At 73.6% G+C, this 24,434-nt stretch carries 22 protein-coding genes; 12 read left to right on the top strand and 10 right to left on the bottom strand.

What is annotated here, in order from left to right; translation table 11 throughout:
* Nucleotides 1-27: 27 nt before the first annotated feature.
* Nucleotides 28-1,341: an MFS transporter gene (locus tag CPE01_RS06200; protein ID WP_246783774.1), complete on the bottom strand. Its 1,314-nt coding sequence runs from the start codon at nucleotides 1,339-1,341 to the stop codon at nucleotides 28-30.
* Nucleotides 1,342-1,459: 118 nt separating this feature from the next.
* Between CPE01_RS06200 and CPE01_RS06195 the strand changes: the two genes are divergently transcribed.
* The gene (locus CPE01_RS06195) at nucleotides 1,460-1,678 is read left to right on the top strand and encodes a chemotaxis protein CheW (protein WP_146805784.1); all 219 of its coding nucleotides are present in this window, start codon (nucleotides 1,460-1,462) and stop codon (nucleotides 1,676-1,678) included.
* 59 nt (nucleotides 1,679-1,737) lie between these two features.
* Here the strand turns inward: CPE01_RS06195 and CPE01_RS06190 are convergent, their stop codons facing one another.
* From CPE01_RS06190 to CPE01_RS06180, 3 genes are all read right to left on the bottom strand, one after another.
* Complete coding sequence (locus CPE01_RS06190) at nucleotides 1,738-2,439, bottom strand: nucleoside/nucleotide kinase family protein (protein ID WP_186811433.1); 702 nt, start codon at nucleotides 2,437-2,439, stop codon at nucleotides 1,738-1,740.
* Between the two features lie 131 nt (nucleotides 2,440-2,570).
* Nucleotides 2,571-3,509: a hypothetical protein gene (locus tag CPE01_RS06185; protein ID WP_146805783.1), complete on the bottom strand. Its 939-nt coding sequence runs from the start codon at nucleotides 3,507-3,509 to the stop codon at nucleotides 2,571-2,573.
* A 198-nt stretch (nucleotides 3,510-3,707) separates the two neighbouring features.
* Nucleotides 3,708-5,633 (bottom strand): M3 family metallopeptidase, encoded by a 1,926-nt coding sequence (locus CPE01_RS06180; protein WP_146805782.1) that lies wholly within the window; start codon nucleotides 5,631-5,633, stop codon nucleotides 3,708-3,710.
* Between the two features lie 122 nt (nucleotides 5,634-5,755).
* Between CPE01_RS06180 and CPE01_RS06175 the strand changes: the two genes are divergently transcribed.
* Genes CPE01_RS06175 through CPE01_RS06155 form a run of 5 tightly spaced genes read left to right on the top strand, consistent with a single transcriptional unit; the run spans nucleotide 5,756 to nucleotide 13,989 of the window.
* Complete coding sequence (locus CPE01_RS06175) at nucleotides 5,756-9,529, top strand: nitrate reductase subunit alpha (RefSeq protein ID WP_146805781.1); 3,774 nt, start codon at nucleotides 5,756-5,758, stop codon at nucleotides 9,527-9,529.
* 17 nt (nucleotides 9,530-9,546) lie between these two features.
* On the top strand, nucleotides 9,547-11,268 hold the full coding sequence (narH, locus tag CPE01_RS06170; protein WP_146805780.1) for a nitrate reductase subunit beta: 1,722 nt from the start codon (nucleotides 9,547-9,549) through the stop codon (nucleotides 11,266-11,268).
* Nucleotides 11,265-12,008 (top strand): nitrate reductase molybdenum cofactor assembly chaperone, encoded by a 744-nt coding sequence (narJ, locus tag CPE01_RS06165; RefSeq protein ID WP_146805779.1) that lies wholly within the window; start codon nucleotides 11,265-11,267, stop codon nucleotides 12,006-12,008. Before narH ends, narJ begins: the two co-directional genes overlap by 4 nt.
* The gene (narI, locus tag CPE01_RS06160; RefSeq protein WP_146805778.1) at nucleotides 12,008-12,754 is read left to right on the top strand and encodes a respiratory nitrate reductase subunit gamma; all 747 of its coding nucleotides are present in this window, start codon (nucleotides 12,008-12,010) and stop codon (nucleotides 12,752-12,754) included. The genes narJ and narI overlap by 1 nt, the downstream gene beginning before the upstream one ends.
* A 26-nt stretch (nucleotides 12,755-12,780) precedes the next feature.
* Nucleotides 12,781-13,989 carry a nitrate/nitrite transporter gene (locus CPE01_RS06155; RefSeq protein WP_146805777.1) on the top strand — a complete coding sequence of 403 codons (1,209 nt, stop codon included), beginning with the start codon at nucleotides 12,781-12,783 and terminating at the stop codon, nucleotides 13,987-13,989.
* Nucleotides 13,990-14,130: 141 nt separating this feature from the next.
* On the opposite strand, the gene CPE01_RS06150 is transcribed toward CPE01_RS06155, so the two are convergent.
* From CPE01_RS06150 to CPE01_RS06140, 3 genes are all read right to left on the bottom strand, one after another.
* Entirely contained in the window at nucleotides 14,131-15,045 is a 915-nt protein-coding gene (locus tag CPE01_RS06150; protein WP_146805776.1) for a cation diffusion facilitator family transporter, read from the bottom strand.
* Between the two features lie 6 nt (nucleotides 15,046-15,051).
* A complete protein-coding gene (locus tag CPE01_RS06145) occupies nucleotides 15,052-16,011 on the bottom strand; it encodes an LLM class flavin-dependent oxidoreductase (protein ID WP_146805775.1) in 960 nt (319 codons plus the stop codon).
* A 133-nt stretch (nucleotides 16,012-16,144) separates the two neighbouring features.
* Nucleotides 16,145-16,834: a hypothetical protein gene (locus CPE01_RS06140; RefSeq protein WP_146805774.1), complete on the bottom strand. Its 690-nt coding sequence runs from the start codon at nucleotides 16,832-16,834 to the stop codon at nucleotides 16,145-16,147.
* A 171-nt stretch (nucleotides 16,835-17,005) separates the two neighbouring features.
* Between CPE01_RS06140 and CPE01_RS06135 the strand changes: the two genes are divergently transcribed.
* Complete coding sequence (locus CPE01_RS06135) at nucleotides 17,006-17,299, top strand: sulfurtransferase TusA family protein (RefSeq protein ID WP_146805773.1); 294 nt, start codon at nucleotides 17,006-17,008, stop codon at nucleotides 17,297-17,299.
* Here CPE01_RS06135 and bsh read toward each other — a convergent pair.
* The gene (gene bsh / locus CPE01_RS06130) at nucleotides 17,296-18,240 is read right to left on the bottom strand and encodes a choloylglycine hydrolase (RefSeq protein WP_146805772.1); all 945 of its coding nucleotides are present in this window, start codon (nucleotides 18,238-18,240) and stop codon (nucleotides 17,296-17,298) included. The two genes, CPE01_RS06135 and bsh, sit on opposite strands and share 4 nt — an antisense overlap.
* Nucleotides 18,241-18,684: 444 nt before the next feature.
* Here bsh and CPE01_RS16715 point away from each other — a divergent pair, with 444 nt between their 5' ends.
* The 4 genes from CPE01_RS16715 (at nucleotide 18,685) to CPE01_RS06110 (ending at nucleotide 21,692) form a co-directional block, all read left to right on the top strand.
* Complete coding sequence (locus tag CPE01_RS16715; RefSeq protein WP_146805771.1) at nucleotides 18,685-19,275, top strand: universal stress protein; 591 nt, start codon at nucleotides 18,685-18,687, stop codon at nucleotides 19,273-19,275.
* On the top strand, nucleotides 19,272-19,760 hold the full coding sequence (locus tag CPE01_RS16710; RefSeq protein WP_246783773.1) for a fluoride efflux transporter FluC: 489 nt from the start codon (nucleotides 19,272-19,274) through the stop codon (nucleotides 19,758-19,760). The genes CPE01_RS16715 and CPE01_RS16710 overlap by 4 nt, the downstream gene beginning before the upstream one ends.
* A complete protein-coding gene (locus CPE01_RS06115; RefSeq protein WP_146805770.1) occupies nucleotides 19,757-20,119 on the top strand; it encodes a fluoride efflux transporter FluC in 363 nt (120 codons plus the stop codon). Before CPE01_RS16710 ends, CPE01_RS06115 begins: the two co-directional genes overlap by 4 nt.
* 76 nt (nucleotides 20,120-20,195) lie before the next feature.
* Entirely contained in the window at nucleotides 20,196-21,692 is a 1,497-nt protein-coding gene (locus tag CPE01_RS06110) for an AAA family ATPase (RefSeq protein ID WP_146805769.1), read from the top strand.
* Nucleotides 21,693-21,729: 37 nt separating this feature from the next.
* Here the strand turns inward: CPE01_RS06110 and CPE01_RS06105 are convergent, their stop codons facing one another.
* Nucleotides 21,730-22,050: a hypothetical protein gene (locus CPE01_RS06105; protein ID WP_146805768.1), complete on the bottom strand. Its 321-nt coding sequence runs from the start codon at nucleotides 22,048-22,050 to the stop codon at nucleotides 21,730-21,732.
* Nucleotides 22,047-22,616 (bottom strand): GNAT family N-acetyltransferase, encoded by a 570-nt coding sequence (locus CPE01_RS06100; RefSeq protein ID WP_146805767.1) that lies wholly within the window; start codon nucleotides 22,614-22,616, stop codon nucleotides 22,047-22,049. The genes CPE01_RS06105 and CPE01_RS06100 overlap by 4 nt, the downstream gene beginning before the upstream one ends.
* Before the next feature lie 250 nt (nucleotides 22,617-22,866).
* On the opposite strand from CPE01_RS06100, the gene CPE01_RS06095 reads away from it, so the two are divergent.
* Entirely contained in the window at nucleotides 22,867-24,378 is a 1,512-nt protein-coding gene (locus tag CPE01_RS06095) for an aldehyde dehydrogenase family protein (protein WP_146805766.1), read from the top strand.
* Nucleotides 24,379-24,434 lie beyond the last annotated feature (56 nt).

Genomic DNA, 24,434 nt, shown 5'->3' with positions numbered 1-24,434 from the left:
AGTGTCCTGGGCGGGTCCGGGGTTACGTCAGGGCTCGTCGACGTCGTGGTGCGGGGCGGTGAGGGTGGTCTCGTGCGGGGCGGCCGTGCCGGTGTCGTCGTCGAGCGGGTGGGCCTGCTCGTCGCTGTGGGCGACGTGGCGCAGCTGCCCCCAGATCGCGACGACGAACACCGCCGAGCCCGCGAACGCGAACCAGAACGGCGCGGTCACGCCGTAGTGCTGCGCGAGCACGCCCCCGACCCCGGACCCGATCACGAGGCCGCCGAACACCCCGACCAGGTTCACGGACCCGACCCGGCCCTGCAGCGCGGTCGGCACCGCGCGCTGACGCACCGTCACGCTCGTCGTGCCCCACACGAACGCATGCGCGCCGAAGACGAAGAACACCACGAGCGCGACCCAGGCGGTCGTCGTGAGGGCGAGCGCCAGGTGCGTGAGCGTCTCGATGATCAGGCCGATCCGCATGAGGTTCGCGAGCGAGACCCGCCGCGTGAGCCACCCGTACATCGCGGTGCCGAGGAGCCCGCCGACGGCCTGCACGGTCGTGATCACGCCGAACCCGACGTCGCCGAGCCCGAGCCGCTGCTGCGCGTACAGCACCAGCACCGACCACGCGGCGCCGAACGTCACGTTGAAGATGAAGATCGTCAGGACGAGCGTGCGGACCGCCGGGTGCCGCCACGCCCAGCGCACCCCCTCGGCGATGTCCGCGCGGATGTGGGTGCGCTCGTGCTTCGCCCGGCCGTGCGGGGGCAGCTGCAGGCGTGAGACGAGCACGGCGCCGGCGAGGACGAGCACGCCGTACGTCGCGAACGGGGTCGCCTGCGCGGCCGCGAACATCGCGGCGCCGATCGGCGGCGCCGCCATCTGGTTGATGGTGAGGAACCCCGCCTGGATGCGCTGGTTCGCGGCGGCGAGGTCGTCGCGCTCGACGAGCATCGGCACGAGCGTCTGGGACGCGTTGTCCGCGAACGTCTCCGCGGTCCCGAGCAGGAACAGCGCGACGAGCACCAGGGCGATCGGTGCGGCGTCGAGCACCACGGCCGTCGCGAGCAGGCCGACGACGAGCGCGCGGACCACGTCGACCGTGATGACGAGCCGACGCCGGTCGAGCCGGTCCGTCAGCGCACCGGCCCACAGCCCGAACACGAGCGGCGGCAGCCACTGCACCGTCGCGGCGAGCGCGACGAGGAACGCGTCCTCGGTGCGGGACGCCACGAGCAGGGGTCCGGCCGCGAGCACCAATCCGTCGGCGAGGTTCGTCGTCCAGGACGACGCCATGACCCAGCGGAACCCGGTGCCGAGCCGGCGTGGCGCGAGCAGCTCGATCGGGTGAAGCACCGGGTGACGATACCCACACGCGGGACCCTGGGCCCTGGTCGCCTGTCCAGTCCGTGAGACGATCAGGGGGCCGGCGACCCCGGCGCCCACTCCAGCTGGATCCCACGAGGAGCACGTCGTGTCCGCCGTCACCCTGTCCCCCGCCCGCCCCACCACTCCCGCTCTCGGCATGCGCCTGCGTCGGTTCGTCGAGACCGTCCGCTGGGCCCCGGCCCCGCGCTTCGAGGGCTCGGTCGGCCGTCGTCTCGCGTTCGTCGGCTACCTCGTCGGCAGCATGGTGGCCTGGGCCCTGATCGGCATCGGCGTCTCCGCGCTCCTGGGCGCCCTCGTCGCCTGACCCCCGCCTCGCCGCCGGCCCCCGCGCGTGCGGTGGTTCGTCAGATCGTGCCGAGGTCGTCAGAACGCGGTGAGATCGTCAGCGGCATCTGACGACCTCGCGTGCTCCTGACGAGGTCGTGTTCTGGTCACTCGCGGGTGTGCCGGGTCGGTGTTGTCGATGACCAGCGTCGCGCGGGCCGCCGGGTCGCACGCCGCCAGGTAGAGGCGCTGGCCCTCGACGTAGCGCCGGTTGCGCTCGTCGGCAGGGTCGGCCGGGCAGCCGTCGCGCCGCGCCATGCGCGCGAACGTCTCGCCGAACGGCACGTCGAGGAACAGCGAGACGTCCCAGACGCCGGCCAGCTCGTCGCGGTGCAGGAAGATCCCGTCGACGACGAGCACGGCGTCGGCAGGCGCGGTGCGCTGCGGCTCCTCGACGGCCTCGTCGGAGGCCACGTCCCGGATCGCCCCGCGGTACCGCCGGTCGCCGCCCGGCGCGAACGGGTCGAGGACCTCCCGCCGCAGCGCGTCGTAGTCGTAGGAGTCGAGGAAGAACCCCTCGGGCGAGCGAGCCCCGCGCCGGTACCGCTCCACGCGCGGCCGGTGGAACCCGTCCACGGACACCCGCACCACGGGCAGCCCCGCACCGCGCAACGCATCCCCGAGCGCGTCGGCGAAGACCGTCTTCCCGGCTCCGTCGACGCCGTCCACGCCGACGAGCACGCCCGGCCCGGCGTCCTTGACCACCTGCACCACGTCAGCCAGCACATCTTCACGTCCCATGCCGACGACGCTACGGCCACCCGGAGGGGCCTTTGGTCGGTGGCGGACGGGTCGCGCACCTGCCGCGCGAGTCGTCAGATCCGCGGTGAGTCGTCAGTGGTCGATGACGACCCACCCTCGATCTGACGACCTCAGCGCAGGACGAGGGGGTGGAGGAAGCGGGGCGGAGTCGATGCAGCCAGGACCCGGTCGGGCAGGTACGGGCGGACCCGGGCGGCGACTGCGTCCAGGGTGTCGCGCTTCGTGAGGTGGACCGTGCGCCAACCCGCCTCGGCGATCGCATCGCGTCGGATCTTCTCGTCGAGGAGGTGCTCGCGCTCGCGGCCCTCGTACTTCTCGAGGCCGTCGTACTCGACCAGCAGCCGCCACCGCGGCCAGCCCAGGTCCGCCCAGTACGTCCCGCGCGGCGTCTCGACGCGCACCTGCGTCTCGGGTGCGGGCAACCCCGCGCGCAGGAGCGCGAACCGTGCCATGGTCTCGCGCGGCGACTCGGCGCCGTCGTCGGCGAGCCCGAGGAGGAAGCGCCCTCGAGCGGTTCCCCGCCCCCGCAGCCCGTGCGCTCGCGCGGCGAGCAGCTCTCGGTCGGCGCCCGCCCGCAGGGCCGCGTCGGCGACGACGAGGGCGGGCAACGGTGGCAGCGACGTCAGGCAGTCCCAGGTGGTGGTCTCGAGGTCGGTCACCGGCAGACCCGCCCGCACGACGATGCGCGACGCGTCGGGCAGCGGGCAGTGCCGCGCCACCCGTCGGTCGCTCAAGCCGCCGGCGCGATGCTGCTGGCGCACGTGCGTCCTCTCGGGGACGGACCAGACCCGCAGGCCGTGCAGCAGCGCAGCGGTCTCGTGGCTGAAGGCGTGCGGCGCGGTCAGCCGCGCGTGCAGACCGGCAGCCCGGGCGATCGCCGCGTCGAGCGGAGATGTTCCCGCGGCGACGTACGCCCCGTGCCCGACCTTGACCCACGCACCCGCCCGCACCCGGCTCACGATGACGTCCTGAGGGACCTCGCGCGCAAGCACCACGCTCGGCGCGGGGACGGGTGCGAGCGTGGAGACGGACCCCGGACGACGCGGCATACCCCCACCCTCGCCGCCCCAGGTCCGGTGCTGGCCCCGGCCCCCGCTCCCTGTGGACCGCGCGTGCGACACCCAGTGCTGGGGTCGGGTGGCCAGCGACCGGTGATCTCGTCAGAACCGCGCGAGCTCGTCAGACGCCGCTGACGACTTGTCGCGAAGCTGACGACTTCGCGGGGGCTGACGAGGGCTCGCCGGGGGTCAGGCGGGGGTGGGGGTGGTGGTGAGCCAGGTGTCGAAGGCTTCGTAGGTGCGGGGTCGGCCCAGGAAGGACTCGACCAGGTCGGCGGCGTCGCGGCTGCCGCCGGGGGCCAGGATCTGGTCGCGGTAGCGACGGCCGACGTCGGCGTTCATCAGGTCGCCGTCGAAGGCGGTCAGGAGGTCCTTCGCGATGACCAGGCTCCAGAGGTACGTGTAGTACGCGGGGCCGTAGCCCTCGAGGTGGCCGAAGCCGGTGACCTGGTGGGTGTCGGGCAGCGGCGCGAACGGGCCGAAACGCGCGTCGACCTGCGCGGTGAACGCGTCGAGGTCCGCGGGCGGGTCGGCGTGCAGGCCGTAGGACAGCGCGGTGAAGTTGAGCTGGCGGCGCGTCCACGAGCCGCGGCCGAACTCGTCGGCCCGCCGCATCTTCGCCACGAGCGACGCGGGGATCGGCTCGCCGGCGTCGTCGGTCGCGAACGACTGCAGCACGCCCGCGTCCCACGCCCACTCCTCGAGGAGCTGCGACGGCGCCTCGACGAAGTCCCACTCGGTCGCGACGCCGGAGAACTCGGCGTAGCGCTGGTGCCCGCCGACGATCTCGTGCACCAGGTGGCCGAACTCGTGGAAGAAGGTGCACACGTCGTCGTGCTCCATGCTCCCCGTGGGGAAGTTGCACACGAGCACGCCCTCGGGCAGCCGCACACCGGCGATGCCGGGCACGAGCGAGAACTGCGCGGCGTGGTTGAACTTGCCCGCGCGCGGGTGCATGTCGAGGTAGAACCGGCCGATCCGCTCACCGTCGGACGCGACGTCGTACACCTCGACCGACGAGTCCCACACGGGCACGTCGACGGCCGTGAACGTCAGGCCGAGCAGGCGGCCGATGGTCGACATGACGCCGTCGCGGACCTTGTCGTAGCGGAAGTAGCGGCGGACCTCCTGCGCGTCGACGTCGTACTGCTCGCGGCGCACGACCTGGTCGTAGTACAGGCTGTCGGCGGGCGTGATCGCGGTGGCGGTCGGGTCGTCGCGGCGGAAGCGCTCGAGGAGCACGGCGACGTCGCGCGCGGCGGGCTCGGCGGTGAGCGCGTCGAGCCGCTCGATGAGCTCGCCGATCGCCGTGCCGGTGCCGATCATCTTGACCTCGGCGTCGTACGACGGCCAGTCCGGGTAGCCGAGCAGCTGCGCCCGCTCGGCGCGCAGCGCGAGCAGCTCGGCCAGGACCGGGCCGTTCTCCGGGTGCGCGATGCGCAGGTACTCGGTGGTCAGCGCGCGGCGCACGGACGCGTCGTGCGCGTAGGTGCGCACCGGGATGAGGTCGGGGTACTCGGTCGTGAGGGTGACGAGGCCCTCGTCGTCCGGGGTGTGCGACGCGACGAAGTCCTCGGGGAGGCCGTCGAGCTGCTCGGGCCGGACGCGGATCGAGCGCGCGCCCTCGCGGATGTTGCGCGCGAACTCGAGCCCGAGCTCGGTGCACCGCTGCGCGAGGGCGCGCAGCCGGTCGCGCTCGGCGGCGCTGCGGTCGACGCCCGCGCGGCGGAAGTCGCGCAGCACGTGGGCGTGCAGGCGCTGCGCGTCGGCGTCGAGACCCGCGGGGTCGGTCGCGCTGAACGCCTCCCACAGCTCGCGGTCGAGGCCGCGCTCCGTGGCGAGGTCCTCGGCGGCCTGCGCGCGCTGCTCGGCGCCCTCGCGCAGCTCGGCCGACGGGTGCACCTCGGCGAGCAGGTGCGCCGCGGCGGACGCCTGGCCGAGCGCGACGTCGGACGCGTTCCACAGCTCGAGGACCTCGGCGGCGGTGCGCGACGCGCCGTCCTTGAGCGTCGCGAGGTGCGTGCGCGCCTCGTCGAGCGCGGCGTCGATCGTCGTGGTCAGGAAGTCCGACCACCCGGCGTCGTCGGCGGGAAGCGTGAGGGGCTCGAGCGTCATGCGCCGAACCTACCCGCGCGGACCCTCGCGGAGCCCGTGGATTGTGGGGCGCGGCGGTGCCCGCGATTTTCCACGGCCGGTTCCGGGTGGCGCGGGTCACACCCGTCGCTAGGGTCGGACCCATGGCGGACCCGCAGCTGCCCGGCCTCGACGGTCCTGCGTCTGACGTGCTCCTTCGCGCCGGCAGGTTCTTCACACGCTGGGACGAGACCGACGACGGTCGTGCCGTCTTCCGCGAGGGCGGACGACGAGGCGACGTGTTCTACCGAGACCGCTGGCGGCACGACAAGGTCGTCAGATCCACGCACGGCGTGAACTGCACGGGCTCGTGCTCGTGGAAGGTCTACGTCAAGGACGGGATCATCACGTGGGAGGCGCAGCAGACGGACTACCCGTCGCCGGGCCCCGACCGCCCCGACTACGAGCCGCGGGGCTGTCCGCGTGGCGCCGCGTTCTCCTGGTACACGTACTCGCCGACGAGGGTCCGCTACCCCTACGCGCGCGGCGTGCTCGTCGAGATGTACCGCGAGGCGAAGGCGCGCCTGGGCGACCCGGTCGCCGCCTGGGCCGAGATCACCGGTGACCCGGTCAAGCGGCGCCGCTACCAGCAGGCACGCGGCAAGGGCGGCCTGGTGCGCGTGACGTGGGACGAGGCCGTGGAGATGGTCGCCGCGGCGCACGTGCACACCATCAAGGCGTACGGCCCGGACCGCTGCGCGGGCTTCTCGCCGATCCCGGCGATGTCGATGGTGTCGCACGCGGTGGGCACGCGGTTCATCCAGCTCATCGGCGGCGTCATGACGAGCTTCTACGACTGGTACGCCGACCTTCCGGTCGCGTCCCCGCAGATGTTCGGCGACCAGACGGACGTCCCCGAGTCGGGCGACTGGTGGGACGCGACCTACCTGATGATGTGGGGGTCGAACGTCCCCGTGACCCGCACGCCCGACGCGCACTGGATGGCGGAGGTCCGCTACCGCGGCACCAAGGTCGTCACGGTGTCGCCGGACTACGCGGACAACACCAAGTTCGCCGACGAGTGGCTGCCCGCGGCCGCCGGCACCGACGGCGCGCTCGCGATGGGCATGGGGCACGTGGTGCTCAAGGAGTACCTGGTCGAGCGCGAGGTCCCGTTCTTCCGCGACTACGTCCGCCGGTACACCGACCTTCCGTTCCTGGTGACGCTCGAGGAGCGTGACGGCGCGTACGTGCCCGGCCGGTTCCTGCGTGCCGAGGACCTGTCCGACGAGCAGGGGTCGCCCGACAGCGCCGGGGCCGACCCGGTGACCGCGCCCGACGGCGAGGGCGCCGCGTGGAAGACCGTGCTGCTCGACCAGGCGACCGGCCGGCCCGTCGTGCCGAACGGCTCGCTGGGCTTCCGCTACACCGACTCCGGCGAGGGCCGGTGGAACCTCGACCTCGAGGGCGTCGTCCCGGCGCTGAGCATCCGCGACGCGCGCTCGTCGGACGCAGGTTCGTCGGGAACGACCGACGAGGCCGTCGAGGTGCTGCTGCCCCGGTTCGACGACCCCGGCGGTACCGGCGCGGTGCAGCGCCGCGGCGTGCCGGTGCGCCGCGTCAACGGCCACCTGGTCACGACGGTGTTCGACCTGACGCTCGCGCACTACGGCGTGGGCCGCGACGGTCTGCCCGGGCAGTGGCCCACGGGCTACGACGACGCGACGCAGGGCTGCACGCCCGCGTGGCAGGAGGCGCACACGTCGGTCCCGGCCGAGGCGTGCACGCGCATCGCGCGGGAGTTCGCGACGAACGCGGAGAAGTCGCAGGGCCGCTCGATGATCATCATGGGCGCGGGCATCTGCCAGTGGTTCCACGGTGACGCGACGTACCGCGCGATCCTCGCGCTGCTGGCGTTCACGGGGTGCTTCGGACGCAACGGCGGCGGCTGGGCGCACTACGTCGGGCAGGAGAAGTGCCGTCCGCTGACGGGGTGGATCTCGCTGGCGAACGCGCTGGACTGGTCGCGTCCGCCGCGCACGATGACGGGCACGTCGTACTGGTACATGCACACCGACCAGTGGCGGTTCGACGGCTACTCGGCCGACGAGCTCGCGTGGCCGCTGGCCGACGGCCACCTGGCGAAGATGCACACGGCGGACACGATCGCGGCCTCCGCGCGGCGCGGCTGGATGCCGTTCTACCCGCAGTTCGACGCGAACCCGCTGGACCTGGCCGACGAGGCGACGGCCGCGACGCAGGACGGCTCGGCACCGGATGCGGCCTCGCACGTCGCGGGCCGGCTCAAGGACGGCAGCCTGCGGTTCGCGGTCGAGGACGTGGACGCGCCGGAGAACTGGCCGCGCACGCTCGTGCTGTGGCGCTCGAACCTGCTGGGGTCGAGCGCGAAGGGCGACGAGTACTTCCTGAAGTACCTGCTCGGCACGCACTCGAACGTGCAGGCGCCCGAGCCGACGGCGCGGCCGAGCGACGTGACGTGGCGGGACGACATCCCGGAGGGGAAGCTCGACCTGCTGGTCAGCGCGGACTTCCGGATGACGTCGACGACCATGCTCTCGGACGTCGTGCTGCCCGCGGCGACCTGGTACGAGAAGCACGACCTGTCCTCGACGGACATGCACCCGTTCGTGCACGCGTTCTCCCCGGCGATCGACCCGCCGTGGGAGGCACGCAGCGACTTCGACGCGTTCCACCTGGTGGCGCGCCGGTTCTCCGAGCTCGCGGCGACGCACCTGGGCGTCCGCAAGGACCTGGTGAGCGTGCCGATGCAGCACGACACCCCCGGCGAGATGCCGCGCGACGGCGGTGCGGGCGGCGACTGGCGGCACGGGGACGCGCCTGCGGTGCCGGGCGTGACGATGCCGCTGCTGCAGGTCGTCGAGCGGGACTACACGGCGATCGCCGACAAGCTCGGCTCGCTGGGGCCGCTCGCCTCCACGCAGGGCTTCACGGTGAAGAACGTGACGTACCGCCTCGAGCACGAGGTGGAGCGGCTGGGCCGGTTGAACGGCGTGATGCTCGGTGGCGCGGGTGACGGCCGGCCCGCGCTGGACACCGACGTGAAGATGGCCGAGGCGATCCTCGCGCTGTCCGGCACGACGAACGGCGAGCTCGCGACGCAGGGGTTCCGCACGCTCGAGCGGCGCGTCGGCAAGGAGCTGCACGACCTCGCGGAGGGCTCGGAGGAGAAGCGGATCACGTTCCCGGACACGCAGGCGCGTCCGGTCCCGGTGATCACGTCCCCGGAGTGGTCCGGCTCGGAGACGGGCGGGCGGCGGTACGCGCCGTTCACGGTCAACGTCGAGCGGCTCAAGCCGTGGCACACGCTGACCGGTCGCATGCACCTGTTCCTCGACCACGGCTGGATGAAGGACCTCGGCGAGGCGCTGCCGATCTACCGCCCGCCGCTGGACCTGCACCGCCTGCTGGGCGAGCCCGAGCTCGGCCCGGACGGCGCCAAGCAGGTCACGGTGCGCTACCTGACCCCGCACAACAAGTGGTCGATCCACTCGGAGTACCAGGACAACCTCCTGATGCTCTCGCTGTCCCGCGGCGGCCCGACGTGCTGGATGTCGCCCGCGGACGCCGACGCGATCGGCGCGAAGGACAACGAGTGGATCGAGTGCTCGAACGCCAACGGCATCTTCGTGGCGAGGGCGATCGTGTCGCACCGCATGCCCGAGGGTGTGGTGTTCGTGCACCACGCGCAGGAGCGCACGATCGACGTCCCGAAGACCGAGAAGACCCGCCGACGGGGCGGCATCCACAACTCCGTGACGCGTCTGCTGGTCAAGCCGACGCACCTGATCGGCGGGTACGCGCAGCTGTCGTACGCGTTCAACTACCTGGGCCCGACGGGCAACCAGCGCGACATCGTCGCGACGATCCGTCGTCGGTCGCAGGACGTCGAGTACTAGGCCGGGGGGACGACGACATGCGTGTGATGGCCCAGGTCGCCATGGTGATGAACCTCGACAAGTGCATCGGGTGCCACACCTGCTCGGTGACGTGCAAGCAGGCGTGGACGAACCGTGCGGGCGTCGAGTACGTGTGGTTCAACAACGTCGAGACGCGCCCCGGGCAGGGGTACCCACGGCGCTACGAGGATCAGGAGCAGTGGCACGGCGGCTGGACGCTGAACCGCCGGGGCCGCCTGACGCTGCGCACGGGTGGGCGCGCGAAGCGGCTGCTGTCGATCTTCGCGAGCCCGGTCCAGCCCGAGCTGAACGACTACTACGAGCCGTGGACGTACGACTACGAGCGTCTCGTCGAGGCGCCCCTGGGTGACGACTTCCCGGTGGCGCGGCCGAAGTCGCTGATCACGGGTGAGGACACGAAGGTCACCTGGTCGGCCAACTGGGACGACAACCTGGGCGGCACGTCCGAGCTGGGCCACCTCGACCCGGTCGTGGAGAAGGTCCGTCGCGAGTCCGAGGACAAGATCCGCTTCGAGCTCGAGAAGACGTTCATGTTCTACCTGCCGCGGATCTGCGAGCACTGCCTGAACCCGTCCTGCATGGCGTCGTGCCCGTCGGGCGCGATCTACAAGCGCGCGGAGGACGGGATCGTCCTGGTGGACCAGGACCGGTGCCGCGGCTGGCGGCAGTGCATCACGGGCTGCCCGTACAAGAAGGTCTACTTCAACCACAAGACCGGCAAGGCCGAGAAGTGCACGTTCTGCTACCCGCGCCTCGAGGTGGGGCTGCCGACGGTGTGCGCGGAGACGTGCGTGGGCCGGCTGCGGTACATCGGGGTGTTCCTGTACGACGCGGACCGCGTCACCGAGGCTGCGTCCGTGCCCGACGAGAAGGACCTGTACGAGGCACAGCTCGACCTCATGCTCGACCCGCAGGACCCGGCGGTCGTCGCCGCGGCGCGTGAGCAGGGCATCCCGGCGGACTGGGTCGACGCGGCCCGGCGCAGCCCGGTCTACGCGCTGGCCAAGACGTACCGCGTGGCCCTGCCGCTGCACCCCGAGTACCGCACGATGCCGATGGTCTGGTACGTCCCGCCGCTGTCGCCGGTGGTCGACCTGCTGCGCGAGCAGGGGCACGACGCCGAGGACCACGGCAACCTGTTCGGCGCGATCGACGCGCTGCGCATCCCGGTGGAGTACCTCGCGGAGCTGTTCAGCGCGGGCGACACCGAGGTCGTCACCGGCGTGCTCAAGAGGCTGGCGGCCATGCGCACGTACCTGCGCGGGATCACGATGGGCACGGGCGCCGACGAGTCCGTCGCGCGGTCGGTGGGGATGACCGGGCAGGCGATGTACGCGATGTACCGGCTGCTCGCGATCGCGAAGTACGACGAGCGCTACGTCATCCCGAAGGCGCACGAGGAGCGCGGGCACGAGCTCGAGGAGCTGGGCTGCTCGCTCGACTACGACGAGGGCCCGGGCATGTACGAGTCCGCGGCGTTCGGCGAGGCGTCGGGCCGGCCCGTGCCGGTCGCGGTCGAGACGTTCCACGCGCTGCGGCAGCGGCAGACGTCGGAGGACATCGCCCCGCCCGACGAGATGCGTGGCCGGGTGAACCTCCTGAACTGGGACGGCGTCGGCACGCCGCCGGGTCTGTTCCCGCACAAGGACGTCGCGCACCCGGACGGTGCGCCGGCGCGGGCCGAGCACGGCCGGGACGACGAAGGGGTGGTCCGATGAGGCTGCGCCCGTCGGGTCGCGTCCGGGGCACGACGAGCGACGCGGCCTCGTCGTCGGCACGTCCCGACGCGGACGGTGCGGACGGTGCGCCGGCAACCGCGCCGACGCGCGTCGTGCACCAGGCGGCGTCCTGGTGCCTGGGCTACCCCGACGAGACGCTCGTCGAACGGCTCCCGCTCCTGGCCGCCGCGGTCGACGAGCTGCCCGCTGGCCGCGCGCGCGACGGCCTGCGCGCGTTCCTCGACCACGCCGCCGCGACGCCGCTCGAGCAGCTGCAGACCGACTACGTGCACCTGTTCGACCTGTCGCGCAAGCAGGCGCTGTACCTGTCGTACTGGACCGACGGCGACACGCGGCGGCGCGGCGAGGTGCTCGCCCGGTTCAAGGAGCGCTACCGCGCGAGCGGGTTCCTCGTGGACACCCACGGCGAGCTGCCGGACCACCTGCCGCTCGTGCTCGAGTACGCCGCGCTCGCGGACCCCGACGACGGTGCCGCGCTGCTGCAGGAGTACCGCGCGAGCCTCGAGCTCACGCGCTTCGCGCTGATCGACGCGTCCCCGCCGTACGCGGGCGTGCTCGAGGCCGTGTGCGCGACCCTCCCGGGCGAGTCGCCCCGGGACCGGGCCGCGGTGCACGCGATGGCCGCCGCCGGCCCGCCGACCGAGACGGTGGGGCTGGACGCGGCAGACCCGCGGCTGCTGCCGCTCGCGGGCTACGGGACGTCGGACGGGAGGGGCTGATGGACGTCGTGCTCTGGGGGGTGCTGCCGTACCTCGTCGTCGTGACGTTCGTCGGCGGGCTGATCTGGCGCTACCGGTACGACCAGTTCGGCTGGACCACGCGCTCGTCGCAGCTCTACGAGTCGAGGCTGCTGCGGATCGGGTCGCCGCTGTTCCACTTCGGGCTGCTGTTCGTGATCATCGGGCACGTCGTCGGGCTGCTGATCCCCGAGTCCTGGACGGACGCGATCGGCGTGACCGAGGACATGTACCACGCGGGTGCGCTCGGCATCGGCACGCTGGCCGGCATCGGCACGCTCGTCGGGATCGTGATCCTCATCGTGCGGCGGCGTCGCACCGGACCGGTGTTCATGGCGACGACGCGCAACGACAAGCTCATGTACGCGGTGCTGACCACCGCGATCGTCACCGGGCTCGTCGTCACGACCATCGCCTTCACCGCGGGCCACGACGCGCACAACTACCGCGAGTCGGTCTCGCCCTGGTTCCGCTCGCTGTTCACGCTGCGGCCGGATGTGGACGCCATGGCCTCCGCGCCGCTGCAGTTCCACCTGCACGTGCTGCTCGGGCTCGGTCTCATCGCGCTGTTCCCGTTCAGCCGGCTCGTGCACGCGTTCACCGCGCCCATGCACTACCTGTTCCGCCCGTACATCGTCTACCGCTCGCGCGACCGCCGACCGACCCCTGGAGCGTCCGCACCGCGGCGCGGCTGGGACCCCGTCGGCACCCGCGACCGGGACCGCTGACACTACTCGTCCCTGCAGGGGAGCACATGAGCGCATCGACGACGAGCGCACCGACCACGACCGGGCGCGCCCTCAACCTGGGCCTGGCCACGTGGACGTTCGCCATCACGTTCTGGGCCTGGAACATCATCGGCCCGCTGGCCGTGCGGTACGCCGAGGACCTGTCGCTGTCGGCCAGCCAGAAGTCGCTGCTGATCGCGACGCCCGTGCTGGTCGGGGCCGTCGGCCGGATCCCCGTGGGCGCGCTGACCGACCGGTACGGCGGTCGCGTGATGCTCTCGGTGCTGAGCGTCATCTCGGTCGTGCCGGTGCTGCTCGTCGCGTGGGCCGGGGTCCTGGAGTCGTACACGCTCCTGCTCGTGTTCGGGTTCTTCCTCGGCATCGCGGGGACGTCGTTCGCCGCGGGCATCCCGTTCGTCAACGCCTGGTACGAGCCGGCCCGACGAGGGTTCGCCACCGGGCTGTTCGGCGCGGGCATGGGTGGCACCGCGCTGTCGTCGTTCTTCACGCCGCGGTTCGTCTCGTGGTTCGGGTACGTCCCCGCGCACGTGATCATCGCCGTGGCGCTCGCGGTCACGGGCGTCGTCGTCTGGCTGTTCGCGCGGGACGCCCCGGCCTGGAAGCCCAGCTCGCAGGCGGTCATGCCCAAGCTCGTCGCCGCCTCGAAGCTCGGGGTCACGTGGCAGATGTCGTTCCTGTACGCCGTCACGTTCGGCGGCTTCGTCGCCTTCTCGACCTACCTGCCCACCTACCTCAAGGACGTGTACGAGTTCGACCTCGCCGGTGCCGGCACGCGCACCGCGGGCTTCGCGATCGCGGCCGTGATCGCGCGGCCCATCGGCGGGGTGCTGTCCGACCGCACGCACCCCAAGGTCGTCGTGCTGGTCTCGCTCGCGGGTGCTGCGGTCTCCGCGGTGCTCATGGCGCTCAAGCCGCAGCCCGAGATCCCCGCGGGTGTCGTGTTCGTCGCGATGGCGTTCTTCCTGGGCCTCGGCGCGGGCGGGGTGTTCGCGTGGGTGGCGCGGCGCGCGCCGGCCGACCGCGTGGGCGCCGTGACGGGCGTCGTCGGTGCCGCCGGCGGGCTGGGCGGCTACTTCCCGCCGCTCGTCCTGGGGGCGACGTACGACGAGGTCGCGCACTCGTACACGATCGGCCTCGTGCTGCTGGTGGTCACGGCGGCCCTGGCGTTCGCCTACACGCTCTGGCGGCTCCCCCGCGAGTCCCGCACCCCCTGACCCTCCCGCACGCCGGCCCCCGCCCGCCCGGCCCGGCGCCATCACCGGCCGGGTCGTCAGGAACACGGCGAGTCGTCAGCGAGAACTGACGACCTGCCCTGTGCCTGACGAGCTCGCGGCGGGTGGTGGGGTGTGCCGCGCTCAGGGGTGGGTCGGGGACTCGTGGGTCGCGTGGGCGGCCGGCTCGATCTGGAACGTCGAGTGCTCGACCGAGACGTCGAAGTGGTGCGCCACGCACTCCTGCAGCGTGTCGAGGATGTGCGGCACGTGCCCGGTCGAGAAGCAGCGCTGGTCGACGACGACGTGCGCGGACAGCACCGGCAGCCCGGTCGCGATCAGGGACGCGTGCAGGTCGTGCACGTCGACCACGTGGTCCACGCCGAGCAGATGCTCGCGCACGTCGTCGAGGTCCAGCCCCGCGGGCGTGGTCTCGAGGAGCACCGAGGTCGCCTCGCGCAGGATCTTCAGCGCGCGCGGCAGGATCAGCGCGCCGATCAGCAGACCCGCGACCGCGTCCGCCTGCTGCCAGCCCGTCGTCGCGATGACGACCGCCGCGACGATCACGCCGACCGAGCCCAGCGCGTCGTTGACGACCTCCAGGAACGCCGCGCGCAGGTTCATGCTCGCCGAGCGTCCGCCCGCCAGCACCGCGAGCGCCACGACGTTCCCGACGAGACCGATCACGCCGAAGACCACGAGCTCGCGCGCGGGGACCTCAGGCGGCTCGAACAGCCGCTGCACACCCTCGACCAGCACGTACACGCCCACAGCCAGCAGCACGGCCGACTGCGCGAGTGCGGCGAGCACCTCCGCGCGGCGGAAGCCCCACGTGCGGCGGGCCGTCGGGGGGCGGCTCGCGAGCGTCGCGGCGACGAGCGCGATCGCCAGCCCGGCCGCGTCCGTGAGCATGTGCGCGGTGTCGACGAGCAGCGCGAGCGACCCCGTCAGGAGCGCACCGACCGCCTGCGCGACCAGGATCGTGGCGGTGATCCCGAACGCGACGGCGAGCCGGGTGCGGTTCGCGTCGTCCGGACCGTGGTGGTGGTCGTGGCCCATGCGCCCTCAGACCCGCCCGACGACGCGCGCGAGCTGCTCCACCGCCGAGAGCGGATCCGGCCCGACCGGCGTCAGACCGACCGACGAGGCACCCGCCGCGCCCAGGGCCGCGATGCGCGCGCCGACCTGCGCCGGGGTGCCGACGAGCGCGAGCTCCCGCACCCACGCGTCCGGCAGTGCCGCCGCGAACGCCTCGCGGCTCGAGCTGCGTGCGCGCAGGTGGGCCAGGTCGTCGGCGAACGGCAGGCCGACGAGGTGCGGCGCCCAGTCGGGCTCGCCGATCCACGCCAGGCCCGCGCGCACCGCGGCCAGGGCCGTCGCCTCGTCGTCGTCCACCGCGGCCACGCCGTACGCGACCACGCGGTGCGGGCCGGGTGCCGCGATCTGCGCGAGCGCACCGCTGACGTACTGCGGCGTCGTCGGCTCCGCGAGGATCGTGCCGTCCGCGACCTGACCCGACACCGCGAGCGACCGCGGCCCCCGCACGCCCAGCACCACGTCCGGCACGGCGTCAGGGAGCGACGACTTCTCGAGCGCGACGTCGTGCACCCCGAGGACGTCGTCGTGCACCGTGCCGCCGCGCAGGAGCGTGCGCAGCGCGCGCGTGTACGCCCCGAGGTAGGTGAGCGGGCGGTCCGGCCACACGCCCACCGAGCGCATCCAGCCCGGCATGCCGTGCCCGATCCCGATCGTCACGCGGCCCGGGAAGAGCTGGGCGAGCGTCGCCGCCTCCATCGCCGTGAACGCCACGCTGCGCACCGCGGCCGGGAGGATGCCGATGCCCACGTGCACCCGGCTCGTCGCCGCGAGCACCGCCGCCGCCTGCGCCACACCGCCGCGGAACCCCAGGTCCTCGACCACCCACAGCTCGTCGAACCCGAGGTCGTCGGCGCGGCGGGCGAACGGCAGGATCTGCTCGGCGGGCAGGTCGCGGGGCAGCAGCACCCCGACAGCAGGCGTGGTCATGCGGCCAGTCTGCCCGTCCCCGCGGCGGGGTTCACCCTCCAGGCGCGGCCTGCCACCGTGCGCGGCTCGTCTCCGGGTGCGCTGGTCACCGTTCGGGTTCGTCACCGTTCGCGCTGGTCACCGTTCGCGCTGGTCACCGTTCGCGCGTCGGCGCGAGCAGCCAGCCGCCGACACCACCGAGCAGCACGAGCCCGAGCCCGCCGAGCAGCAACCCCACAACCCGCTCGTCGGACGTCCCGGCCCGCTCGGGCGTCGTCTCGAGCTGGACGGACGTGAACCGTGCGGCGGGGACCTCGCTCACGACGGTCCCGTCGGACAGCTCCAGGGCATCCGAGGAGCCGTCCGCCATGTCCGCCACGTCCGTCCAGCGTTCCGGAGCGAGATCCGGACGGGCGACGACGACCGGCCACGCCTCGTCGTCGGAGGTGCCGGTGGCGTTCGCGAGCAGCAGAGCACCCAGTGCGACCAGCAGCGCCCCGCCGACGGCGACGACGACGAGCGCGCGATGCGTGCGCCAGAGCCTCACCAGCACCTGACCGCCACCGCCGCGCCCGGTCATCCCCCAGCCGAGGACCATGCCCAGCACCCCGGCGCCCAGCGCGACCAGCGCGATGCCCAGCACGAAGCCCACCGAGGGGCCCTCGACGCGCAGGCCCACCACGGCGTCCGACCCGTAGTCGACCCACTCGTCCGGGTACGTCATGCCCACGGGCCACTGCGCGACGAGCAGGGACGCACCGAGCGTGAGGAGCGCGAGACCGACACCGGCCGCGAGCAGCTGGGTGCGGGGTCCGCGCGACGTGGGAGCAGGCTCGAGGGTCATCTGCTCAGCATGCCCGTGCGACGCCCCGGTCTGGGCGGATTCCGGCGAGCTCGCGACACGGCTCTCCGCGGGCGACCTTGCTGCTGGTGAGGGGTGAGGGGTGAGGGGGGCGACGGGCGAGCGGGCGAGCGGGTGGTGAGCGGGCGCTCGGGTGCGTGGCACGATCGGCGGGTGGCGGAGCCGGTGCTGATCGAGGGGGGCGACCTCGGGTGCGCGCGGCTGCTCGTGCTGCTGCGCGCGCGGGTCGCCGAGCTCGACGAGGGGACGGTCGTGCACCTGTCCACGAGCGACCCGATCGCCCCGATCGACCTGCCCGTCTGGTGCCGCATGACCGGGCACGAGTACCTGGGCACGGTCGCCGGGACCGGGGTGCCGACGTACGCGGTCCGCGTCGTCGCGGCGCCGACCGCGACCGACCCGGCCAACCCCTGGCGGCGCGCCGCGCCGCAGGACCCGATCAGCTAGACGACGACGAGGTCCGTCCCGTCGGGCCGGTGGTCGGCCATCGCGACGCTGCGGACCGCCGGGTCGTCGTAGGTGTTCCAGTAGTAGGTCGTCGTCCTGGACGAGAACAGCCCGGTGTAGATCGTCTTCTCGAACTCGCCCGAGTCCATGGCCGCGCAGCCGTCCACCATCGCGACCTGCTGCAACGTGTGGAAGGCGCGGCTGACGTTCTCCTCCTCGCTCGTCTTGTCCGGGTAGTGCGCGTTCACGTACGCGGCGCGCACGAACCGTGACGTCGAGTAGTAGTCGCCGGGGATCCCGCGCATGTGCGATCCGGAACCGAACGGGCTCAGGTGCGCCCGGCCGAGGACGCTCGTCCCGGGGAAGTCGGGGGAGGCGTTGAGGTAGTTCCGCAGGTTCTCGTGGTGCCAGGCGAAGCCCGGCTGGTTCGCCAGGACGTCGACGTCGTCGTCGAACACCTGCAGGCCCTCGCGCGTGCTCTCCACGACGATCGCGCGCGTCGCGTCGCCGACGATCCAGTGCAGCAGCGAGCTCGGGTACTTCTCGTTGATCGGCCGGTCGACCACGACGACGTGCTCGAGCGCGGCCTCGACCTCGTCGACCGAGGTGAACTGCGAGGCCACCCAGAGCGGGAGCTCGTACGCCGCGACGTTGGTCGCCCCGTCCACGGGTCCGTCCGCGTACACCGCGTACCCCGGGAAGTTGAGACCGGCCACGGCCAGGCCCGCGTCGTTCCCGCAGTCGAAGTACAGCGGTGTGTCGTCCTCGACGATGCCCATCCCGATCACCGCGTGCCGGATGCCGGGCACGGCGCCGAACGGTGACCTCGTCGCGTAGCCGGTCGGTGTCACCACCACCCGCTCTCCGTAGCCGCTCGTCCAGTCCAGGTTGCGAGCGAGGTAGAGGTGGCTGCCGTCCGAGAACCTGATGCTGGTGCACATGTCGATGCCTCCCACGCCGGTGGTCGCCGGGGAGCCGACAGCACGACGGCGGTCGCACGACGGCGGTCGACGCCTGCTGCCTGTCGCCCGCTCCCGGTCGAGCCGACGCCTCGTCGAGCAGGCCCCCGACGAGCAGGCCCCTCGACGAGCATGCGCCCTGGCGCGGCCGACGGCACGCCGGAGCCGTCGCGCGGTGCGAAACCAGGCGGTACGAGACCGCGCGGTGCGAAACCACGCGGTGCGGAACCACACCCGGCGCGGGACCGCGGTCGCCGCCGTGACGGTCGCGTGGTCCTACGCTGGGCGAGCAGACGGATGCCGCCGGCCGCATGCGCCGGGCCCGTGATGCGTGCGCGCGGCTGACGGCCCTTGCGCGTGGCGGCCAGCCCGTGGCCGGTCGTGACGACCGTGGGCAGGTGGCTGCCGACGACGAAGGAGGGGCCCGTGACCAGAGCGGCACCGCAGCCGGCCGTCACGCGCATCGTCGAACCCGCCGGGCACGCGCTGGTCGTCGGCGTGGTGCCCGGGCAGCCCGAGCTCGTCGTGCGCACCGCCGCCCGCTGGGCCGCCGCGGTGGGTGGCGCGCTGCACCTCGCGTACGTCGACACAGCCCGCTACGTCGTCGAGGAGCACCCGGACGGGAGCGTGCGGCACGCCGCGGTCGACCCCGACGGTGCCGACGACGCGTGGCGCTCGGTCGACGCGGACCTGCGCGCGTGGGCCGAGCGGCTGCTCGGCCCGGCGGCCTCGTCGACCATCCCCGCGGCCGCGGCGAGCGCGACCTCGGCCCCGGACCGTGTGCCGTGGACGTGCCACTACCTGGCGGGACGGCCCGACCGGGCGCTGACGCACCTCGCGCGCGCGGTCGACGCGGCGGCGATCGTCGTCGGCACGCGTGCACCCGGGACCGGGGCGAAGCTCCGCGAGCTGGTCGAGGGCTCGGTGGCCGTCCACCTCGCGCACCACCAGCACCGCCCGGTGCTGACCGTGCCGCTCGACGTCGTCGACTGGAGCGCGACGAGGTCCCCGTGGTGAGTCGGAGCGAGCACGCGCGGCTCGTCGGCCTGGTGTTCGTCGGAGGGGCCCTCGGGACGGCGCTGCGCGCGGGGCTCGAGAACGCGTTCGCGCCGCCCACGGGCTGGCCGTGGGCGACGTTCGGGATCAACCTCGTCGGGTCGTTCGTGCTGGGACTGCTGCTCGAACGGCTCGTGCGGGGAGGTCCCGACGAGGGTCGGCGCCGTGCGGTGCGGCTCGGCTGCGGCACGGGCATCCTGGGTGGGTTCACGACCTACAGCACGTTCGTGCTCGAGGTCGAACGGCTCGCGACCGACGGTGAGTCGGCCGTCGCGGTGGCGTACCCGCTGGTCAGCGTCGTGCTGGGGCTCGCGCTCGCGGTGGCAGGCATGGCGCTCGCGGGACGCCGTCCCGGGCCACCGGCGAGCACGACGACGGACTCGACGACGGACCCGACGACGCGCCCGACGGCGAACGGATCGGCCGACGAGCGGACCGTCGCGTGATCGCGCTGCTCGTCGCGCTCGCGGGCGGGCTCGGTGCCGTCGCGCGGTTCGAGGTCGACACGCTCGTCGCGCGGCACAACCGCTGGACGATGCCCGCCGGGACCCTCGTCATCAACGTGACCTCGTGCGTGCTGCTCGGGATGGTCACCGGCTGGGTCGCCGGTCACCCGGGGCTCGGCGACCTCAAGGACGTGCTCGGCGTGGGCTTCCTCGGCGGCTACTCGACGTTCTCCACGGCGAGCGTCGAGGGTGCGCGGCTGCTGCGCGCGGGCAGGGTCCGCGCCGCGGTGCTGCATGCCGGCGGCATGCTCGTCGCGAGCGTCGCCGCCGCCTGGCTGGGCGTGGCGATCACGTCCTGACGACCCGCTGGGCCGAGCGGGTGGCGCGCCGAGCGGCGACCTCCGGAGGCGCGAGGGCAGCCGCTAGGTTGTGCGCGTGGTCCCCGACGGTTCGCGCGACGACGTCGCGGCGCTCATCGCCGCGCGCACGCCGATCGTCGTGCTGGAGACGGCCGACGAGGCCGCGGCGGTCGAGCTCGTGGTGCGTGCGGCGCACGGCGCTGCGGGGATCACGGGCGGGCGGCCCGTCCTGCGCTGGAGCGTGACCGAGGGGCTGCGCCGGCTCGACGTGGACCTCGGCTCGACGCAGCGGCACAACGCGGACGCGGTCACGATGCTGCGCGCCGTCGTCGAGAACAGCGCGCCGGGCGTCTACGTGCTGCTCGACCTGCACCCGTGGTTCGAGGACCCCGTCGTCGTGCGGCTGCTCAAGGACGCCGCGCAGGCGCCGGCCGCGCAGCGCAGCACGGTCGTGCTCGTGTCGCGTGCCGTGGACCTGCCGCACGAGCTCGAGCACCTCGCGGTGCACGTCCCGGTCGCGTTCCCGTCGGCCGCCGAGCGCGCGGCGATCGTCGACGAGACGGTCCAGCAGTGGGCGGCGTCGTCGGGTCGGTTCCCGCACGTCGACCCGCAGGCGCGTGACCTGCTCGTGCAGCGGCTCGCCGGCCTGTCCCGCAGCGACGTCGCGCGTCTCGCGCGCGGGGCGGTCGTCGACGACGGCGCGATCACGGTGCGCGACGTCCCGGTCGTCGAGCGCGCCCGGTTCGACGCGCTCGCGGCCGACGGGGTCCTGTCGTACGAGTACGCGACCGTCGGGGCCGCGGACGTCGTGGGGCTGGACCGGATGATGCACTGGTTGACGCTGCGCCGGCCCGCGCTCGACGGCACGGCACCGCACCTCGAGTCACCGCGCGGCGTGCTGCTGCTCGGTGTGCAGGGCTGCGGCAAGTCGCTCGCCGCCCGCGCGGCCGCATCGGTCCTGGGGGTCCCGCTGCTGCGGCTCGACCTGGCGGGCGTGCACGACAAGTACGTCGGCGAGTCCGAGCGGCGCCTGCGCGACTCGCTCGCCGCGGCGGACGCGCTCGCGCCGTGCGTGCTGTGGATCGACGAGATCGAGAAGGCCGTCGCATCGTCGGACGGCGACGGTGGCTCCGCACGCCGTGTCCTCGGCACGTTCCTCACCTGGCTCGCCGACCGCCGCTCGTCCGTGTTCGTCGCGGCCACCGCCAACGAGATCTCGGCGCTGCCGCCTGAGCTCGTGCGCAAGGGCCGGTTCGACGAGATGTTCTTCGTCGACCTGCCCGACGAGGCCTCCCGCGCCGCGCTGCTGCGGCTGCACGCGGCCCGCCGCGGCCTCACGCTGCGCGACGAGGACCTCGGGCCGCTCGTCGCCGCGTCCGCCGGGTTCTCGGGGGCCGAGATCGAGCAGGGCGTCGTCGCGGCGACGTACGCCGCGCACGCGAAGGCCGTCTCGCTCGACGCCGCCGCGGTCCTCGCCGAGCTGGGCCACACGCGCCCGCTGGCCGTCGTCATGGGAGAGCGCGTCGCGGAGCTGCGCGCGTGGGCCTCGGCCCGGGCCGTACCGGCTCGCTGATCGCTCGTCGGTCCCTGCCGACGCGGGCGGGTGCAGGTCAGCCGGCCGCGCCCCGGCTGCGACCGGTCCGCGCGAGCACGACGACGCCGATCACGACGAGAGCCGCCCCGCCCACGAGCACCCCGAGGACCAGCCCGACGAGCGCGGCGAGGCGCCCGCCGATCGCCGAACCGACCCACGCGCCGCCGCCCGCGAGCACGACGAACGCGACGAGCCCCGCCACGGCGTAGCCCAGGTCCTCGAGGAACCCGCGCGCCACGTCGCGCGGCAGGTCCCGGGCGCCGCGGCGGAGCTCGCGAGCGAACGTCTCACGGAACGCGGCGGCCGGTCGCGTCCCGGCGGTGCGCGGTGTGGTCATGCACGCAGGGTGCCACGTCGCAGCAGGACGCCCTCGCCGCCACGGAACGTGATGCCCGCGAAGGACGAACCACGCGCCTCCTCGACGAAGGCGTGCGCGGCGTGCAGGTCGAGCGAGGGACGGTTGGTCGCGTTGACGATCGAGCGCAGCAGCGGGCTGCGGTCCGCCGTCGCCGCGATCACGGCCGCGAGCAACCCGTCGCCCGCGCCTCGTCGTCGCCACGCCGGGTCGACGGTCAGCGACGACACGTACCAGCCGTCCGGCGCGTCCTCGTGACCCGCGATGCGGGACGCCGACGACCAGCCGACCACCTCGTCGTCCGGCTGGCCGTCCGGCTCGTGGCCCACGCCGCCGTCCGGCTCGGTGGCGTGGCACGCGACGACCACCACGCGCTCGTCGTCGCGCACCCACGCGGTCAGCCGGTCCTCGAGCCCGGCGCGCTGACCCCCGCGGGTCCGTGCGACGCGAGCGATCCCGTCCACGTCACGCGGCAGCGCGGGCCGCACGACGAGCGTCGCGTCGCGCGTGCCGTGCCGGCCCGGCCGGTACTCGGCGAAGTGGCTCACCCGAGCACGCTAGCCGGGCGCGCGAGGACTGCGCGGGACCGCGCCAGGAGCGTGCCAGGACCGGGCGCGCGACTGGTCAGGGTCGCAGCGGGGGGCGCCTCCACGGACGCACAATGGACGCTGCTGCGGACGCGTGCGTCGAGCGGGCAGGCTGGACCCCGCCCGGCGCGGTCCGGCCACCGAACCCGGCCGACTCCCACCGCGACCCGGCGCCGTGCACCGCCTGGACGACCGACACACGAGGCCCGCCATGACCACGACCGCAGGACAGCTCACGCAGCTCACCGCCGGCACGCTCGTGCCGTTCGGCGGCGACCGGTTCACGACCGTCGACGAGACGCTCGCGGCCGCGTTCCGGCCGGGTGACCGGCTGTACGTCGTGCACGACGACGGTGCGCTCCTGCACGTGCCCGCCGCGGTCTCCGACGCGGTCACGACGAGCGTGAGCGCGGCGGTCGAGGCGGCGCAGGCGATGCGCAGCGTGCCGGCTGTCCAGGTCGCCGCGTTCTACCGCGCGTTCGCCGACGGGCTGGTCACCGCGTGGGACGCGATCGCCGCGGCCAACTCCGACGACGTGATGCGCGCCGAGGGGCTCGGCCGGTCGACCACGCGCCTGCGCATCGACGCCGCGGTGCGCGACCAGATGGCCGAGGGTCTGCGGGGCTGGGCGGACCTGGTGGAGAAGGCCGCGAGCGACGACGTCGCGCCGCCGCGCGTCACGCACGCCGACTGGCACGTCGACGTCGTGACCGCGCCGCTCGGTGTGATCGGGTTCGTGTTCGAGGGCCGACCCAACGTGCTCGCCGACGCCGCGGGCGTGCTCGCGACCGGCAACACCGCGGTGCTGCGGATCGGCGGAGACGCGCTCGGGACGGGGACCGCGATCGTCGAGCACGCGCTCGCCCCCGCGCTGCGCAGCTCCGGGCTGCCCGACGGCGCGATCAGCCTCGTGACCAGCCGGGAGCGCTCGGCGGGCTGGGCGCTGTTCGCCGACCGTCGCCTGTCGCTCGGGGTCGTGCGCGGCTCGGGTGCCGCGGTCGCGCAGCTCGCGGCGGTCGCGCGGCAGGCGGGCACGCCCGTCAGCGCGCACGGCACGGGTGGCGCGTGGCTCGTGGCCGACGAGTCCGCGCAGACCGCGCGGTTCGCCTCGGTGGTGCGGCACTCGCTGGACCGCAAGGTCTGCAACACGCTCAACGTCGCGGCGATCCCGCGCTCGCGCGCCGCCGAGCTGGTCCCGGTGCTCCTGGCCGCTGCCGACGAGGCCGCCGCCGCACGCGGCACGGTCGCGCGCGTGCACGTCGTCGCCGGCAGCGAGCAGTGGCTGCCCGCGGGTGAGCTCGAGCGCACGATCGACGTGCACCGGGCCGAGGGCGTCGTCGCCGAGCCGCGCGCGAGCCTGCTCGCGGCCGACGAGCTGGGCCGCGAGTGGGAGTGGGAGAACACGCCCGAGCTCTCGCTCGTCGTCGTCGAGGACGTCGCTGAGGCCGTCGCGCTGTTCAACGCGTACTCACCGCGGTTCGTCGCCTCGCTCGTCGGGACCGACGCCGAGGCCTGGCGCGCGTTCGTCGACGCGGTCGACGCGCCGTTCGTCGGCGACGGGTTCACGCGCTGGGTCGACGGGCAGTACGCGCTCGACCAACCCGAGCTCGGCCTGTCGAACTGGGAGCACGGTCGCCTGCTCGGCCGTGCGGGCGTCCTGACGGGTGCGGACCTCACGACCCGCCGCCTCGTCGCGCGCACCGCCACCGACCAGCACCGCTGACGCACGACGAGCCACTCCCGGCTCGTCGCACGTGTGCGCCGCTGACCTCGTCGTCC

Origin of the sequence: Cellulomonas persica (assembly GCF_007989825.1) — a bacterium.
Lineage (GTDB): Bacteria > Actinomycetota > Actinomycetes > Actinomycetales > Cellulomonadaceae > Cellulomonas > Cellulomonas persica.
Note: the sequence above shows the minus strand (reverse complement) of the source record. Positions and strands in the feature narration are given on the sequence as shown.

What these genes read in the sequence shown, in the direction of transcription:
- CPE01_RS06190 (WP_186811433.1), bottom strand. Translation starts at nt 2,439, where the DNA reads ATGGGACGTGAAGATGTGCTGGCTGACGTGGTGCAGGTGGTCAAGGAC.
- CPE01_RS06185 (WP_146805783.1), bottom strand. Translation starts at nt 3,509, where the DNA reads ATGCCGCGTCGTCCGGGGTCCGTCTCCACGCTCGCACCCGTCCCCGCG.
- CPE01_RS06180 (WP_146805782.1), bottom strand. Translation starts at nt 5,633, where the DNA reads ATGACGCTCGAGCCCCTCACGCTTCCCGCCGACGACGCCGGGTGGTCG.
- CPE01_RS06175 (WP_146805781.1), top strand. Translation starts at nt 5,756, where the DNA reads ATGGCGGACCCGCAGCTGCCCGGCCTCGACGGTCCTGCGTCTGACGTG.
- narH (WP_146805780.1), top strand. Translation starts at nt 9,547, where the DNA reads ATGCGTGTGATGGCCCAGGTCGCCATGGTGATGAACCTCGACAAGTGC.
- narJ (WP_146805779.1), top strand. Translation starts at nt 11,265, where the DNA reads ATGAGGCTGCGCCCGTCGGGTCGCGTCCGGGGCACGACGAGCGACGCG.
- narI (WP_146805778.1), top strand. Translation starts at nt 12,008, where the DNA reads ATGGACGTCGTGCTCTGGGGGGTGCTGCCGTACCTCGTCGTCGTGACG.
- CPE01_RS06155 (WP_146805777.1), top strand. Translation starts at nt 12,781, where the DNA reads ATGAGCGCATCGACGACGAGCGCACCGACCACGACCGGGCGCGCCCTC.
- CPE01_RS06150 (WP_146805776.1), bottom strand. Translation starts at nt 15,045, where the DNA reads ATGGGCCACGACCACCACCACGGTCCGGACGACGCGAACCGCACCCGG.
- CPE01_RS06145 (WP_146805775.1), bottom strand. Translation starts at nt 16,011, where the DNA reads ATGACCACGCCTGCTGTCGGGGTGCTGCTGCCCCGCGACCTGCCCGCC.
- CPE01_RS06140 (WP_146805774.1), bottom strand. Translation starts at nt 16,834, where the DNA reads ATGACCCTCGAGCCTGCTCCCACGTCGCGCGGACCCCGCACCCAGCTG.
- bsh (WP_146805772.1), bottom strand. Translation starts at nt 18,240, where the DNA reads ATGTGCACCAGCATCAGGTTCTCGGACGGCAGCCACCTCTACCTCGCT.
- CPE01_RS06105 (WP_146805768.1), bottom strand. Translation starts at nt 22,050, where the DNA reads ATGACCACACCGCGCACCGCCGGGACGCGACCGGCCGCCGCGTTCCGT.
- CPE01_RS06095 (WP_146805766.1), top strand. Translation starts at nt 22,867, where the DNA reads ATGACCACGACCGCAGGACAGCTCACGCAGCTCACCGCCGGCACGCTC.